Here is a 15,989-nt window from a genome sequence, read left to right on the forward strand (position 1 = left end):
GCGGCAGGTCTGACACGGTCGAGGGGGGGGGGGGGGCCCCGCCCCCCCACCGCCGCCGTGGCGGCACCGGTCGCCCACAGCCGACCCGCCGCCACGTTCGACGGCGGTCGCTGTGAGCGGCCGTCCTGGTAGTCGACGAGACCCGGGCCTTGGGGCGGAGGGTCGAGGTACGGGGTGGGACCGGACACGAGATCACCTCACTCACGAGACCTCTCAGTGCGTCCTGTCGGGTGCCCCGCCCCGGCTCCGCGGTTGCAGCACGGCGTCGGTGGTCCTGGCCTCCGTGGCCACGCCCGGTCGCGTTCTCAGGGACCGGACCAGCCCGCTTCCCACTCCTCACGGCGCCGCTGCTGCTCGTCCTCGTCCGGCGCCTGCCCGGCGTCCCCCGGTGAGGGAGGGGCCGTCCGTGACAGCTCGTCACCTCCGGACGGCTCCCTCTCGTCGTCCGGCGTGTTCTCCTCGTGCCGCTCGTCCTGCGCTTCGGACGCAGACTGCTCGGTCATGACCGGCCTTTCTGTCGGGTGATGGTGCCGGCGTGATCTCCTGTGGTGTCGACGCCCTTCGGGGAACGCCCGGTCGTGCCCCGCCGCTCGAACAGTGCGAGCAGGAGCAGGGACAGACCTGCCGACCCCACCAGCACGATGCCCACCGCCAGTTCGTTGCGCTGCGCCTCCTCGGCGCTGTCGGGGTAGCCCGCGATCCAGGGAGCCACCAGCAGCACCACCGCGGCCACGAGTACCAACGGGCCCAGTACCTGCCGCCGTTGTGCCCTGCGCAGGAACTGATCGGAAGCGGCCGCCCCGGAGCGGGCCGTGTCCTGCCTGTGTGTGGCCGTCATGTGGGAGACCTCCATCCGGCTCGGAAGCTGCGAGCCGTGTACCCCCTTCCTCGCGTGAACCCACCCGAACGTTGAAGGAGGCCGGGGTTCCCGACGCTGGAGTCGGGTTGCACGCGGAGCAGCGCCAGATGATGGGCAAAGGATTGCCGGCCGCGGAGAAGACCGGATCACCGGCCCTGCAGTGGACCGTCGGTCCCCTCGCCTTATCGCTGGACCGGGCTCGCGACGCCCTCGGCACGAGCGGCCGGCAAGCGTCCTGGGAGCGAGCCGCCGGGCCGCCGGGCCGCGGCGATGCGGCGGCCGGAGCCGACACCCAGACGTGATGTGAAATCGGCGGTTCATTTCATCGCCCGGGGTACTCGGCGGCGCAGTAAGAACCCATCCGTCCCCTATCGGAGGTGCGGAGATGACCACCTCTCCTCATTCGTCGATGGAAACCCATCCGGACATGCTCGACATGCGTCGGCGCCACGAGATGGCGGAGCACGCCACGACCACCCCAATGGCGCAGGCCGTCGAGACGCTGGCCTTTCTCACGGGGGTGTATCTGGCGGCCTCGCCATGGATCGCCGGCTTCAACGGCCTGTCGACGCTCGCCGTCAACAACCTGATCGTCGGCATCGCATACGCGCTGCTGCTGAGCGGTGGCTTCGGCCGCGCTTACGAGCGCACGCACAGCATGGCGTGGGCCGCCTGCGCGCTGGGCCTGTGGACCATCGTCGCCCCGTGGGTCGTGGCCGGTGACGTCAGCACTACCAGGTCGGAGGTCAACAACATCATCGTGGGCGCCATCGGACTGCTGCTGGGTCTGGCGGCCAGCGCGCTCGCCGGCCGCGGCATGCGGCGCGGCGACGAGCGCGGCGCTTCGATGTCGTACGGCGCCGGCCGGAGCTGACGTCCGCGGCGCCCATCGAACGGAGGGAACGACCTGACAGACCCGGTACCCGGGCGTATCGCGCCCGGGCACCGGGCCGCCTGCGTACCGGCCCCGGCACGGAATCCCCGTAGTTGTGCGGAGTGCCGTCGTAGGAGGACTGTGGGGGTGTACGGCTCATTTTCCCAAGCCTCCCTCAGGGGGGCTGGGTGTCGACCGTACGCCGGGATGTGGCCCTGCGAGGTAGGAACCCGTGGACCTCGGTGACCGCCTTCCACTGTCCCGGCCAGCGGGCCGACCGGTCCGCGGAACGGATCGTCATGGCCTTCCCCGACGGCGGCTGGGCCGACGCCCCCACTGCAGCCCATCTCCAGCAGGCCCTGCGCCGACACCGTGTGATCAACCAGGCGGTCGGCATCGTCATGGCCCAGCGGCACCGGACCAGCGCTCAGGCACGGGAGACGCTGCGAACCGCCGCCCGCGACCGCGGACTCACGCTCTTCGAGGTGTGCACCGATCTGATCGCGGGCCTCGGCAGGCCACCGCGGGACCCACCCGACCCCTCGCCCCCCGGTTCCCGCCCGTCGCCGTGACCACGTTCCGTTGCGTACGGTTCAGCCGTGATCGTCGGGCTGGGGGATTCCGGCGAGCGGTGCGGCGCGGGACAGGTGGGTGTCGGGACCGAGCCATTCGCACACCAGGAGGCTGGCGTCGTCATGGAGCCGGTCGTTGTGGTGCTTGAGGAGGGCGCGGATGAGGCGGCGTAGGGTTTCGGGGACGGAGAGCTGGTCGGCGTGGTGGCGGACGAGGAAGTCGATGAACCGGTGCACGCCGAACTCCCGTCCTTCGGCGGTACGGGCTTCGGTGATGCCGTCGGTGTACAGGACGAGCCGGTCGCCGGGCTGGAGCTGCTCGTGGCAGACGGTGGTGGGCAGGTGCAGGTCGGTGCCCATGGGATGGGCGGGTGGGCATCGCAGGAGGGACGTCCATCGGCCGCCGCGGATCACGATGGGCGGATGGTGGCCACGGTTGACCCAGGTCAGCATGCCGGTGGAGGTGTCGAGGTCGGCGAGGATGCCGGTGACGTAGCGGCTGGTCCCGAACTGTTCCAGCAGGACCTTTTCGACGGCGTCCCCGAGGGCGGACAGCGGGGTGTTCTGCCTGCGGTGATTGCGGCAGGCGCCCAGGGCGAGGTTGGCGGTGATGCCGGCCGCGGTGTCGTGGCCCATCGCGTCGAACATCGACAGGTGCACGACGTCGTCGGCGATGGCGTAGTCGTAGGCGTCGCCGCTGACCTCGTACGCGGGTTCCATCGCCGCGCCGATGACGACCCGGCCGTCGGCGTAGGTACGCGGCGGCATCAGGGTCCACTGCATCTCGGCGGCGACGTTCATCGGCTTCACTCGGCTGAAGCGGGCGTAGGAATCGCTGACCTCTCGTGTGCTGATGACCAGCAGGGCCACCAGGGAGGCCAGCGCGTACACGTCCCGCCGCGTCTGCGCGTCGTCCCTCCGGGAGGTCACATGCAGCACGCCGAGCCGCTCCGCACCGTCCAGCAGCGGCACCCACCAGCCGTGGGCGTCGGCATGAACGTCACCGGTGGCCATCACGCGGCCGTACTGGTAGGCGCGGCCGGCGACCGTGCCCTCCACGGTCAGTTCCGCGATCCCCTCGGGCGCGTCCTGGGCGGCGTCGAGGCCCTTGCCGGTGAGCAGGCGAAGGACGTTGCGTTGGAGATCACCGAGATAGATCCGCACGTCACTGAATCCGGCGCGCGCGGCGTGCTCGGCGACCAGCGAGGGCATGCGCTCGAACGCCATCAGGTGGCTGCCGATCAGCAGACCGGCCAGCATGCCCTGCACCGCTTCCTCATGATCCGCCACCACTGCCCTCATCTCCGCACGGCAATCGCGCAGCGAACACTCACCGATACCCCGATATGCGCCTCTTTCCAGTACCCACCGTGCCCGGCACCAACAGTCTCAATGTGCAACGTCCGAGTGAGAAAGCTCAGCTGAACCTGCCGGCCGGGCTATTCCGCGCGCTTCTCGGCGCCCGTGTCCAGATAGCCCGGGTCGTCGCCGGCGACCCGGCCGACGAATGTCTCGTCGGTCGTCGTCCCCGTGGTGCTGTGCTGGTCGGCCGCGTCGGCCCGCGGTTCACCGCCGGTGTCCTCCGGCCTGCCCGAACCGACCTCTGCGGCGGCCGCGGGGGAGGGTCGCTCAGTCCCCCTGCCCCTCAGGTGTTCACGGATCCACGACCGGACAGTCATGGCGCCTCCCATGAGGAAGTGAGTACCGATGCCGACGGCGTACCCGTCGACGCCCTCGGCATGCACCCTGCGCTGCCTCTCACGGGGCCGGGGGTTCATCGCGACGCCCTGAGGACCACCGCCCCGTCCTCATCCACCGGGACACCGGCCAGGCCAGTGCGAGGGGCGATCCGCTTTCTCGAACACAAGAGAGGCACAGGGCTGGGGAAGGCCGACCGTGCGCTGACCCAGATGACCCAGCTGACCCGCCTGGGCGTACCTGCCCTCGGCGGACTCCCCGCCGGACTCCCCGCCGGACACGGTCCACACCCGCCCGCCGACCATTCCGCTCGGCACTCGGGCCACCATCAACACAGCCGAAGGAACCCTGACGGTCCGGCCGGCGTCACCTGACCGTCGAGCACCGCGAGCGGAGCCGGACGCAGCCACGGCACGCTGGGTTGGATCGTCTCGGTCGCGGCCGACCAATGTCGAGAACGTGCCACCGGTTCCGTCCCAGGGACATCAGCGGCCACCACCGGCCGCACGACGTAGAAGGAGGAACCGGCATGGCTATTCAGCGGATGGACAACGTCGGCATCGTCGTCGACGACCTGGACGCGGCCGTCGCGTTCTTCGTGGAACTCGGTATGGAGCTGGAGGGCAGGGCGCAGATCGAGGGCCTCTTCGCCGACCAGTGCACCGGACTCGACGACGTCCGCTGTGACATCGCGATGCTCCGGACCCCGGACGGTCACAGCCGCCTCGAGCTGGCGAAGTACCGCAACCCCGCGGTGATCAGCGCCGGGCCGCGCGACCGGCCGCACAACATTCTGGGCACGCACCGCGTCATGTTCGCCGTCGACGACATCGAGGACACCGTTGCCCGGCTGCGCCCTCACGGAGCCGAACTCCTCGGCGAGATCGCCCGGTTCGAGGACATCTATCTGCTCTGCTACCTCCGCGGCCCGGAGGGCATCATCGTGGGACTGGCCGAGCAACTGCGCTGAGAACGGGGGACGTTGTCTTCACCACGGCCGCCCGCCTCCCGCACGCGAACGAGGTCGTGATCGACTGCCTCGCCGCCAGTGGCACACGGCGATCAGGGGAGGCCGAAAACCGGCGCCGTGTGTACGGAATTGCCTGACCTGACTGATCAATTCAAGCCGTTGAGTTGAGGCTTGCATGACAAAAACACGTTCGCGATGGCAGTCTGCTTCGGGAATTCACAGCCCCCTCACAGGTTCATCACGCGGGTCAGCCGCGTTTCCCCTGTCCCCACCCCCCACCTCCTTCCACCCGCATGCCGTGCAGCGCCCCGGACCGGCGTACCCCGCCGATCCGTCTCGTCCACGGCCCCCACCACGGGTCGGCCGTCGTACCGAAGGAGAACCCTTGCCCCTGCGACAGAACGCGCTCGTGCGCCCCAGACGCCTCACCGCCCTCGCACTGGCGGCCGTGGGATCCCTGCTCGCCCTGACCGCCCCGGACTCCGCCAGCGCGGCGCCGGCGCACCCGGCACGCGCGAAGATCACCGCCACACCGCGGGCCGGCGCCGCCCAGGCCCCGCTGTCCCCCGCCCGCCGCACCGCCCTGATCAGGAGCGCCCAGTCCCAGGCGGCCGGTACCGCGCAGCGCATCGGCCTCGGCGCCAAGGAGAGGCTCGTCGTCAAGGACGTCACCAGGGACGCCGACGGCACCACGCACACCCGCTACGAGCGCACCTACGCCGGGTTGCCCGTGCTGGGCGGCGACCTGGTCGTCCATGACCACGGCGGCCGTACGACCGTCACCAAAGCCGGCGCGGCGCAGCTGTCGGTGCCCTCGCTCAGCCCGAAGGTCACGGCCGCGGGCGCCGCCGCCAAGGCCCTCGCCGCCTCGAAGCACGATCAGGTCAGGGGCGCCAAGGTGGCCGACGCCTCCCGTGCGGTCGTCTGGGCCGGAACGGGCAAGCCCGTGCTGGCCTGGGAGACCGTCGTCGAAGGCGTCCAGAAGGACGGCACGCCCAGTGAGCTCCAGGTCGTCACCGACGCCGCCACCGGCAAGGAACTCCTGGCTGCCGAGAAGGTGCACACCGGCGAGGGCACCGGCCAGTACGTGGGCACGGTCCCGCTCGGCACCACCCTGTCCGGGGCGACGTACCAGCTCGCAGACCCCGACCGCGCCGGGCACAAGACGTACGACCTGGGCCAGGGCACCTCGGGCACCGGCGCCCTGTTCACCGACGACAACGATGTCTGGGGCAACGGTCTGCCGTCCGACCGCCAGACCGCGGGCGTCGACGTGGCCTTCGGCGCCGCGGCCACCTGGGACTTCTACAAGGAGGCCTACGGCCGCAACGGCATCCGCAACGACGGGGTCGCCGCCTACAGCCGCGCTCACTACGGCAGCAACTACGTCAACGCCTTCTGGCAGGACTCCTGCTTCTGCATGACGTACGGCGACGGCTCGGGCAACACCCACCCGCTCACCGCGCTCGACGTGGCCGCCCACGAGATGAGCCACGGCGTCACCGCCGCCACCGCGGGCCTGGTCTACTCGGGGGAGTCCGGTGGCCTGAACGAGGCGACCTCCGACATCTTCGCGGCGGCCGTCGAGTTCCACGCGAACCTCGCGGCCGACCCCGGCGACTACCTCGTCGGCGAGAAGATCGACATCAACGGCGACGGCACGCCTCTGCGTTACATGGACAAGCCCTCCAAGGACGGCTCCTCCCGGGACAGTTGGAGCTCCACCCTGGGCGGCGTCGACGTCCACTACTCCTCCGGCCCGGCGAACCACTTCTTCTACCTGCTCTCCGAGGGCAGCGGCGCCAAGACCGTCAACGGCGTCTCGTACGACAGTCCGACCTACGACGGTCAGGCCGTCACCGGTATCGGCATCGAGAACGCGGCCGCGATCTGGTACCGGGCGCTGACGACCTACATGACCTCGACAACGAACTACGCGGGCGCCCGCACCGCCACCCTGGCGGCCGCCGCCGACCTGTTCGGCGCCTACAGCCCGACCTACCTCGCCGTCGCCGACGCCTGGGCCGCGATCAACGTCGGCAGCCGTATCGCCCTGGGCGTGAACCTTGCGCCGGTGGGGGACCAGATCAGCGGTGTCAACCAGGTCGTCAGCCTGCAGCTGGACGCCTACACCACCAACACCGGAGCCTCGCTGACCTACGAGGCCACCGGCCTCCCGGACGGTCTGACCATCAGCCCGAGCGGTCTGATCAGCGGCACCCCGACCACACTCGGCACCGGCGACGTCACGATCAAGGTGACCGACAGCACGGGAGCGACCGCCTCGGTCACCTTCAGCTGGCAGATCGCCTACGTCTACGCCAACGCCTCCCGCGTGGACATCCCCGACAACGGGGCCGCCGTGGAGTCCCCTGTGACCATCACGGGCCGCGACGGCAACGCCTCCGCGGCCACCAAGGTCTACGTCAACATCGTCCACACCTACCGCGGTGACCTGACCGTCGACCTCGTCGGCCCCGACGGCACCGTCTACTCCCTGCTCGACCGCAGCGGAGGCTCCGCCGACAACGTCGACCAGACCTTCACGGTCGACGCGTCCACGCAACCGCTCAACGGCACCTGGAAGTTGCGCGTACAGGACCGGGCGTCCATCGACGTCGGATACATCGCCCGCTGGCAGCTCACACCCTGACGCGGCGCCACCGGCACCCCGCCGCCCGGGTCCTTCGGGACCCGGGCGGCGGCGTCGGAACCCCGTCGTTCGTGGGCCTCGCCCCCCGGCCGGCATGGTGGGCCGCAAAACTCGGTTTCCTCCGGACCTCGGCGTCCGAATACTGGCTGTCTTCGAATGCGGCTGGTGGAAGGGCCTGCGAGAGTGACCATGCACGATGACCAAGTGGACGTGACGCCCGAGATCGTTGCGGTCCTGATCCAGGAACAGTTCCCTCGGTGGAGCGGCAAGGCGATCCGACTCGTACCGTCGGCCGGGACGGTCAACGCCATCTTCCGTATCGGGGACGATCTCTCTGCCCGTTTCCCCCTGCGCCTGGCCGACGCTGCCGAGGCGCTGGAGGCTCTGGAAAAGGAAGCCGAGGCGAGCGCGGAGCTGGTGAAGGTGTCTCCGGTCCCCGTCCCGGAACCCGTCGCCCTGGGAGGGCCTGGAGCGGGTTACCCCATGCCGTGGTCGGTCCAGACATGGCTGCCGGGAACCGTCGCCTCTGACGCCGACCCGAGCGGGTCGGACGCCTTTGCCGAAGACCTGGCGGCCTTCATCGCAGCCCTGCGGGACGTCGACACAGGGGGTCGGCTTTTCAGCGGCGACAATCGTGGCGGCGTTCTCGCTCACCACGACGACTGGATGGCGAAGTGCTTCGAGGAGAGTGAGGGGCTGCTCGACCTGCCCCCGCTGCGCCAAGTGTGGAGCCGTTTCCGGGAGTTGCCGCGCACGGGTGCCGACGTGATGAGCCACGGTGACTTGATTCCGGGCAATGTACTGGTCGCGGGCGACCGGCTCAGCGGCGTACTCGACACCGGCGGTTTCGGCCCGGCCGACCCCGCGCTGGATCTGGTCAGCGCTTGGCACCTGTTGCAGCCGGGCCCGCGGGAAGTGCTCCGGCGGACACTCGCCTGTGACGACTTGGAGTGGGAGCGCGGCAAGGCATGGGCGTTCGAACAGGCGCTGGGTGTGGTCTGGTACTACGTCGAAAGCAACCCGACGATGAGCCGAATGGGGCGCCGGACACTCGACCGCATTCTGGAGTCCATGGAGTGATGCCGCCTCGTCTTCAATGATCTGGTTCGGCGTCGACCGCTGACGTGCTGCGACCAGGTGCCGAGGCGGTCGGGCTGCTCTCGCGCGATGAAGCCGTAAGGACGAGCCGGGCGGGTTCGCCGCGGACTGCGCTCACGGGAGCCTGTCCGGCGGAGTCTTCTACGCGAGTGACGGCCACCGATCGGCGGCCCACTCCGGCCATCCCGACCACCCAGGAGGCGGACCTCCGACCTCATGTCCATCGAGTTCCGTGGCGTCGGGCTCCTCGAACAGCGTCCTCCAGCGCAAGAGGTCCGTCTCGCTCATCACGAAGGTCTGATCAGGAGTGGTCGACCGGCGATGGGCGATCCGAGCCCGTTGCGTCTCGTGGTCCACCGGTAGGTACACGAGTTTGCAGGACGCGCCCACGGACATCACCAACCAGCGGATCGCGGCCCTCTCGTCACGAGACCAGCATCCGAAGTCCAGGACCACGTTCGTTCCGAGCTTCAGCGTCTCCAGCCCCAGCCAGAGCAGCCGTCCTTCCAGCACATCGCGCTTCCCGGCCGGCTGCGGATCACCGAACAGCGGGAGCATCCACTCGTCGGCGTCAGCCGCAGCGCGCTGTGGTCCTTGGCGAGTTGTCGAGCTCTCGTGGTCTTTCCGGCCCCGGGCAGGCCGACCGTCAGGAACAACGTCGTCACGCCCAGATCTTGGCACGGAGCCCAACGTTCGCGGTCCCTCAGTCGATACAGAACTCGTTGCCCTCGATGTCCAGCATCGGGATACAGGCATCGTTGCCGTCGTACAGGGTTCGCACGTGTACCGCGCCGAGCGGGACCAGGCGTTCGCATTCGGCCTCGAGGGCGGCGAGGCGCTCTTCCCCCACGAGTCCGGTGCCGACTCGCACATCAAGATGCACCCGGTTCTTGGCGGCCTTCCCTTCGGGGACGGTCCACCATATTGGCCCCCACGCGGGACGGTGCCGGCGTGTCCATGGCTCCACCGTCGCAAGATCGAGAAGGAGTCGACCGGCATCCGGGAGGCCAAGATCACTCATGGTGTCGTGGGGCAGGACAGCCTGGGCGGCGACCGGACCGAGGGCGCGACGGTATCCGTACCGCCTAGGGACGTCACCCCGGCGGGGTCGGCCGACGGGCTCAGCTGCCAGGTGCTCGCGCGGAAGCGGCCCGCCCCTGGCGGCTGTCAGAACCATGCTCCGGGTGCGCTCCGAGATTCTGAAGGCGATCAAGCGACGGTTGGCCGGGCCGGTCACGGCTGAGTGGCTGGGCTCATGAGCAGTGTCAGCACTCGTGTACCGGTCGCTTGCGCATCCTGACGGAGGCCGGGGGTACCGGAGAGCGGGGCCTTTCCGCTCGGTATGGCCGCCAACGGCCCCAGCTGCTCGAGCGGGCCCGCCAACGCACCGCCGACGCGCAGACGGGCCTTGTCCCGTCTCCGGGCGGCGATGCCTGACGGTTCGGCGGGGTGCCGAACGCGGCGGGCCTTAACCCGGCGGTGCCGGTCGCGCCGGAAAGGGGCCATCCGTGGAAGTCGGCGAGATGTCGCCTGGCCGGTGACGAATTCGCGGGCATAGATCACGGCATCGGGATGCTGAAGGGAACGCCAGGGCCACTGTCGCCGAGGCGGTCGACCACATGGTCGCCACCTCTGTCGAGTTGTTGAACAGGCTGTTCGATCGGGAGCGGGTCGGCCCAGCGGGGGCTGGCCGCCCCAGCGGAAAGGAGCCGTCCATGGACGAGCAGGACGAGCACTTCGACGTCGTCGTACTCGGCGCGGGACCCGGCGGGTACGTCGCCGCCATCAGGGCCGCCCAACTGGGCAAGCGCGTCGCGGTGGTCGAGGAGAAGTACTGGGGCGGTGTCTGTCTGAACGTGGGCTGCATCCCCACCAAGGCCCTGCTGCGCAACGCCGAGCTCGCGCACATCTTCACGCGCGAGGCGAAGACCTTCGGCATCAAGGTCGACGGAGAGGTCTCCTTCGACTACGGCGAGGCCTTCCGCCGCAGCCGCAAGGTCGCCGACGGCCGGGTCAAGGGCGTCCACTACCTGATGAAGAAGAACAAGATCACGGAGATCAGCGGGCGCGGCACGTTCCTCGACCCGCACAGCCTCCAGGTGGCCGACTACGACGGCAACACCCGCACCATCGGCTTCGACCACTGCATCATCGCCACCGGCGCCACCCCCAAACTGCTGCCCGGCACCCGCCGTACCTCCCGCGTGGTGACGTTCGAGGAGCAGATCCTGGCCGAGGACCTGCCGCAGTCCATCGTGATCGCGGGCGCCGGCGCGATCGGCATCGAGTTCGCCTACGTGCTGCACAACTACGGCGTCAAGGTCACCATCGTCGAGTTCCTGGACCGCGTCGCCCCACTGGAGGACGCCGAGATCTCCGCCGAACTGGCCAAGCAGTACCGCAGGCTGGGAATCGACGTGCTCACCTCGACCCGGGTCGAGTCGATCGACGAGTCCGGCCCGCAGGTCCGCGTGACCGTCACCGGCAAGGACGGCGCCCAGCGGGTCCTGGAGGCCGACAAGGTCCTGCAGGCGATCGGCTTCGCCCCGAACGTCACCGGCTACGGCCTGGAGAAGACCGGCGTGACCGTCACCGAGCGCGGCGCGATCGATGTCGACGGCCGCTGCCGCACCTCCGTCCCGCACATCTACGCCATCGGCGACGTCACCGCGAAGCTCATGCTCGCGCACGCCGCCGAGTCGATGGGCGTGGTCGCCGCGGAGACACTCGCGGACGCCGAGACCATGGAACTCGACTACGTCATGATCCCGCGCGCCACTTTCTGCCAGCCGCAGATCGCGAGCTTCGGTTACACCGAGGCGCAGGCCCGGGAGAAGGGCTTCGACGTGCAGGTCGCCAAGTTCCCGTTCACCGCGAACGGCAAGGCACAGGGCCTGGGTGACGCGACCGGCTTCGTGAAGCTGATCAGCGACGGGAAGTACGGCGAACTGCTCGGCGGACACCTCATCGGCCCGGACGTCACCGAACTCCTGCCCGAACTGACCCTGGCGCAGCAGTGGGACCTGACCGTCCACGAGGTCGCCCGCAACGTCCACGCCCATCCCACCCTGGGCGAGGCGGTCAAGGAGGCCGTCCACGGCCTCGCCGGCCACATGATCAACATGTAGGGGTGCCGCGCCCTTTGTGGGGGCCTGGGACGAGGGCCGACGCTTCCACCCCGGCCCCGCTCATGCCGTATGCGGTCCGGCCGGCCGACGGCAGTCGGGGTTGCCGTCGGCGGCGGCTGTCTCCCGCAAGAACTGCCGCGCCGGCACTGCGTGGCTGCTCGGGGTAACTGACGCTTGCCCGCACCGCGTTGGGCGTGTCGCCGACCGCGGCGGGCCGGAACCGGTTGGAGGCTGGAAGCATGACCGACCCGACTCAGGACCCCCGCTTCCTCCAGGACCCCTACCCCGCCTATGCGGCCATGCGGTCCAGATGCCCGGTGCAGTCCCTTCCCGCCGGGTCGGGCGGCCGCACCGGCTACCTGGTCACCGGATACGCGGAGGCCAGGGAGGCCCTCGGCGACGCCCGGCTCTCGAAGGACACGGCCGTCTTCTTCGCGGACAAGGCGTCACGGCGTCGTCTGCACCACGCGGTGGCGCATACCATGCTGGCCACTGACCCACCCCGGCACACCCGGCTGCGCAGGCTGGTGACCAAGGCGTTCACCGGGAAAGCCGTCGCCCAGCTACGTCCGTTCATCGCCCGCCTCACCGAACAGCTGCTGGACCAGTGGCCCGTCGGAGAGCGGGTCGACTTCGTGACCGGCCTGGCGGTGCCGCTGCCCGTCATCGTGATCTGTGAGCTGCTCGGAGTCCCCGAGGGAGACCGGCCCGACGTGCGGCGCTGGTCCGGAGAGCTGTTCGCGGCAGGCAGGCCCGACGTCATCGACGCGGCCTCGCATTCCATGGCCGACTACATGACGGGCCTCATCGCCGCCAAGCGCCTGCATCCCGGTGACGCTCTTCTCGACCGGCTCATCGCGGCTCGCGACGGAGCCGAGCAGCTGAGTGAGGAGGAACTCGTCTCGCTGGCGGTGCTGTTGCTCGTGGCCGGGCACGAGACCACGACCAACTTCCTCGGCAACGCCGCACTGGCGTTGCTGCGGCGCCCGGCCGAGTTGCACCGCCTTCAACAGAATCCGGACGACGTGCCGGCCGTCCTGGACGAGCTGCTCCGTTTCGATTCCCCTGTCAGTACGGCCACCTTCCGGTTCACCACGCAGGCCGTCACGCTCGGCGGTACCGACATCCCGGCCGGTGCCCCGGTATGGGTCGCTCTCGGCGCGGCCAACCGCGACCCCGAGTGGTTCCCTTCGCCGGACCTCCTCGACCTGGACCGGGACGCCGCTGCTCATCTCGGCTTCGGTCACGGAATCCACCGCTGTGTCGGCGCCCCCTTGGCCAAGGCCGAGGCGGAGATCGCCCTGCGAGCGGTACTGACCCGGTTCCCCGGCATCCGACTTGCCGTACAGCCTGATCAACTGCAGTGGCGCCGCACTCGCCTCGTTCGAGGTCTCGAATCGCTGCCTGTCCTGGTGTGACGTGTGTGCGGGGTCGGGTTCACCTGCTCCCCGACTTGATCCACGGCCACTTGACAGCGCAGACCACGGCAGGTGTGACGATCACGGCCAACAGCCAGAGGCCCACGGTTGCCGGCGAGTAGACGTAGTAACGCCACCGCTCCGGCAACGGCGAGGGGCGAGGAAAAGCACGATCAGCGCGGCCCACGTGACCGATATCGATGCCGTCAAGCGTAGGTCGATCATCCCCGTCGACCCTCTCCGCAACTGCCCGCGTCTCGGAAGGTGAATGGTAGAACACGGGTTCTACTGAACCGCCGGCAGTGTTGCCGTGCGCCCGTGAAACCGCAAGCCTCGCCCGATAGGATCTCGGCATGGCCCTGACCTTCGACGACGTGGACCGGTTCGAGGCGGCCAGGCCGCGTCTCGAGGCCATCGCCTATCGCATGCTCGGCTCGGCGAGCGAGGCGGAGGACGCCGTGCAGGAGACCTATCTGCGCTGGCAGGCCACCGATGCCGGGCGCATCGAGGTTCCCGAGGCCTGGCTGACCAAGGTGCTCACCAACCTCTGCCTCAACCAGCTCACCTCGGCCCGTGCGCGCCGCGAGACCTACGTCGGCCAGTGGCTCCCCGAACCGTTGCTCGATGGGGACCCGATGCTGGGCCCGGCGGAGACGGCCGAGCAGCGCGAGTCGGTGTCGTACGCCGTGATGGTCCTTCTGGAGCGGCTCTCCCCGAACGAGCGCGCGGTGTATGTGCTGCGCGAGGCATTCGCGTACTCCCACCGGGAGATCGCCGACATTCTGGATCTCAGCGAGGCGGCCAGCCAGCAGATCTTCCATCGCGCGAAGAAGCATGTGGCGCAGGGCAGGGCGCGCGTCGAGATCGACGAGACGGCCGCGCGCCGGATCGTCGAGGAGTTCCTCGCCGCCGCGACCAGTGGGGAGACCCAGCCGCTGATCAAGCTGCTCACCTCGGACGCCATCGCGGTGGGCGACGGCGGCGGGAAGGTGCCGGCCCGGGCCAGTGCCTTCGAGGGCGCACGCACGGTGGCGAAGTTCCTGCGCGGGCTGTTCAAGCCGGCCCAGGCCAAGCGGGACCTGATCGGCGGTTCGCCCGACCTCTACGCCGCCACGGCCAACGGCGGCCCCGCGGTCGTCGTGGTGGTCGATGGGAGGGTCGTCGGCGTGATGTGCCTGGAGCCGACACAGGAGGGGATCGTCGCGGTCCGCAGCCAGGTCAACCCGGACAAGCTGGAGCGCGCCACCGAGCGCTGGACGGCGGGCGATTTCGGTCCTCCGGTCGTGGCCGGAGCCCTCTGACTCGTATGTGACTCAGGTCACTCTCATCTCCTGTCAGGTATCGGCGGGCTGCCCGGTTCAAGGGGCGTGACCGGGCCAGAAGGCACCGGACCCGCGCAGACAGGAGCAGGAAGATGCAGCACCGGATCATCGTTCTCGGCGCCGGCTACTCCGGAGCGATCGCGGCAGGCCGACTCGCCAAGCGGTTGCGCCGTGAGGACGTCGCCATCACCCTCGTCAACGCCGAGCCCGATTTCGTCGAGCGGGTCCGGATGCACCAGCTGGCCGCGGGCCAGGACCTCGAGCCGCGTCCGCTGCGCGAGATGTTCGCGGGCACGGGCGTAGCACTGAAGCTCGCGAAGGTCACGTCGATCGACGTGGACCGCAAGACGGTCGCCGTGCAGAGCACGGAGGGCACGGAAGAACTGGCGTACGACACCCTCGTCTACGCCCTCGGCAGCGGCGGGAACGACCAGGGTGTCCCGGGCGTCGCCGAGCACGCCCACCAGATCGCGAGCCGCCCCGGCGCGCTGCGGCTGCGTGAGCGCCTGGCGGGGCTCGCCGAGGGAGAGACGGTCCTCGTCGTGGGTGGTGGCCTGACCGGCCTGGAGTTCGTGACGGAGCTGGCCGAGACCCGCCCCGACCTCGATGTCACGCTGGCCACGCGCGCCGAACTGGGCGACTGGCTCTCCTCGAAGGGCCGCGCGCACCTGCGCAAGGTCATCGACCGGCTCGGCATCGCGGTGTACGAGAACGCCGCGGTGACCGCCGTCGGGGCGGACCGTGTCACGACCGCGGACGGCCGGACCTTCCTGGCTGCCGTCACCGTCTGGACCACGGGCTTCGCCGTCCACCCGCTGGCCGCCGCCACCAGCCTTGAACTCGCGGACAGCGGCCGCATCGTGGTCGACGCGACCATGCGCTCGGTCTCGCACCCGGACGTGTACGCGATCGGCGACGCCGGCCATGCGCTGGGCGCCGGTGCCAGGCCACTGCGCATGTCCTGCGCCTCGGGCACTCCCATGGCCTGGCGGGCCGCCGACTCCATCGCCGCTCGTCTGACCGACGGAAAGCTGACGGACACCCCCCTGCGCTACTTCAACCAGTGTATTTCGCTGGGTCGAGAGGACGGCCTGATCCAGTTCGTCACCGCCGACGACCGCGCCGTGGACCACGCCCTGACCGGCCGCTTCGCGGCTCGCTACAAGGAGCTGGTCTGCAAGGGCGCGGTCTGGGGTGTCGCCAACCCGACGCTGGGTATTCCGGTGCGACGGCGGCGAGCGGTGGCCGAGCGTGTGGAGCCCAAGGCGACGGCCCGCATCGCGGCCTGACGCACATGGCGGATGCCGGTCATCGTCAGGTGATGAGCAGGTCGGCGACCCGGGCGATCATCTGGCTCTCCCCGCCGTCGCGGGCCGTTGTCGGGTGGTACGCGAGTA

Annotated in this window: 13 protein-coding genes and 2 pseudogenes; 9 read left to right on the forward strand and 6 right to left on the reverse strand. The window is 69.7% G+C overall.

The annotated features are described in order from the left end of the window. Positions 1-305: 305 nt before the first annotated feature. Both ACFVYN_RS01550 and ACFVYN_RS01555 read right to left on the reverse strand, forming a co-directional pair. A complete protein-coding gene (locus ACFVYN_RS01550; protein WP_389990857.1) occupies positions 306-503 on the reverse strand; it encodes a hypothetical protein in 198 nt (65 codons plus the stop codon). Beyond that, a complete protein-coding gene (locus ACFVYN_RS01555; RefSeq protein ID WP_389990859.1) occupies positions 500-838 on the reverse strand; it encodes an SPW repeat protein in 339 nt (112 codons plus the stop codon). The genes ACFVYN_RS01550 and ACFVYN_RS01555 overlap by 4 nt, the downstream gene beginning before the upstream one ends. 406 nt (positions 839-1,244) lie before the next feature. On the opposite strand from ACFVYN_RS01555, the gene ACFVYN_RS01560 reads away from it, so the two are divergent. Both ACFVYN_RS01560 and ACFVYN_RS01565 read left to right on the forward strand, forming a co-directional pair. Beyond that, a complete protein-coding gene (locus ACFVYN_RS01560; protein ID WP_389990861.1) occupies positions 1,245-1,733 on the forward strand; it encodes an SPW repeat protein in 489 nt (162 codons plus the stop codon). 188 nt (positions 1,734-1,921) lie between these two features. After that, positions 1,922-2,305, forward strand: coding sequence for an ANTAR domain-containing protein (locus ACFVYN_RS01565; RefSeq protein WP_389990863.1), 384 nt, complete (start codon positions 1,922-1,924; stop codon positions 2,303-2,305). Between the two features lie 21 nt (positions 2,306-2,326). Here the strand turns inward: ACFVYN_RS01565 and ACFVYN_RS01570 are convergent, their stop codons facing one another. Beyond that, positions 2,327-3,565, reverse strand: a complete 1,239-nt coding sequence (locus ACFVYN_RS01570) for a PP2C family protein-serine/threonine phosphatase (protein WP_389991013.1) — start codon at positions 3,563-3,565, stop codon at positions 2,327-2,329. A gap of 179 nt (positions 3,566-3,744) precedes the next feature. Continuing rightward, the gene (locus tag ACFVYN_RS01575; RefSeq protein ID WP_389990865.1) at positions 3,745-3,984 is read right to left on the reverse strand and encodes a hypothetical protein; all 240 of its coding nucleotides are present in this window, start codon (positions 3,982-3,984) and stop codon (positions 3,745-3,747) included. 548 nt (positions 3,985-4,532) lie between these two features. Here ACFVYN_RS01575 and ACFVYN_RS01580 point away from each other — a divergent pair. The 3 genes from ACFVYN_RS01580 (at position 4,533) to ACFVYN_RS01590 (ending at position 8,706) form a co-directional block, all read left to right on the forward strand. Continuing rightward, complete coding sequence (locus ACFVYN_RS01580) at positions 4,533-4,973, forward strand: VOC family protein (protein ID WP_389990867.1); 441 nt, start codon at positions 4,533-4,535, stop codon at positions 4,971-4,973. Positions 4,974-5,358: 385 nt separating this feature from the next. Beyond that, on the forward strand, positions 5,359-7,626 hold the full coding sequence (locus tag ACFVYN_RS01585) for a M4 family metallopeptidase (RefSeq protein ID WP_389990869.1): 2,268 nt from the start codon (positions 5,359-5,361) through the stop codon (positions 7,624-7,626). Positions 7,627-7,815: 189 nt separating this feature from the next. After that, the gene (locus ACFVYN_RS01590) at positions 7,816-8,706 is read left to right on the forward strand and encodes an aminoglycoside phosphotransferase family protein (protein ID WP_389991015.1); all 891 of its coding nucleotides are present in this window, start codon (positions 7,816-7,818) and stop codon (positions 8,704-8,706) included. Positions 8,707-8,865: 159 nt separating this feature from the next. On the opposite strand, the pseudogene ACFVYN_RS01595 reads toward ACFVYN_RS01590, so the two are convergent. After that, positions 8,866-9,389: pseudogene (locus tag ACFVYN_RS01595) on the reverse strand (AAA family ATPase). 38 nt (positions 9,390-9,427) lie between these two features. Beyond that, positions 9,428-9,637, reverse strand: a pseudogene (locus ACFVYN_RS01600) (VOC family protein); the annotation flags it as partial. An 802-nt stretch (positions 9,638-10,439) separates the two neighbouring features. Between ACFVYN_RS01600 and lpdA the strand changes: the two are divergent. From lpdA to ACFVYN_RS01620, 4 genes are all read left to right on the forward strand, one after another. After that, positions 10,440-11,852 carry a dihydrolipoyl dehydrogenase gene (gene lpdA / locus ACFVYN_RS01605; RefSeq protein ID WP_389990871.1) on the forward strand — a complete coding sequence of 471 codons (1,413 nt, stop codon included), beginning with the start codon at positions 10,440-10,442 and terminating at the stop codon, positions 11,850-11,852. A 239-nt stretch (positions 11,853-12,091) separates the two neighbouring features. Continuing rightward, positions 12,092-13,270, forward strand: coding sequence for a cytochrome P450 (locus ACFVYN_RS01610; protein ID WP_389990873.1), 1,179 nt, complete (start codon positions 12,092-12,094; stop codon positions 13,268-13,270). A gap of 353 nt (positions 13,271-13,623) precedes the next feature. After that, positions 13,624-14,571: an RNA polymerase sigma-70 factor gene (locus tag ACFVYN_RS01615; RefSeq protein WP_389990875.1), complete on the forward strand. Its 948-nt coding sequence runs from the start codon at positions 13,624-13,626 to the stop codon at positions 14,569-14,571. A 113-nt stretch (positions 14,572-14,684) separates the two neighbouring features. Continuing rightward, positions 14,685-15,881 (forward strand): NAD(P)/FAD-dependent oxidoreductase, encoded by a 1,197-nt coding sequence (locus ACFVYN_RS01620; protein WP_389990877.1) that lies wholly within the window; start codon positions 14,685-14,687, stop codon positions 15,879-15,881. Positions 15,882-15,989: the final 108 nt, after the last annotated feature.

It is taken from the genome of Streptomyces sp. NPDC058307 (genome assembly GCF_042880295.1).
Lineage (GTDB): Bacteria > Actinomycetota > Actinomycetes > Streptomycetales > Streptomycetaceae > Streptomyces.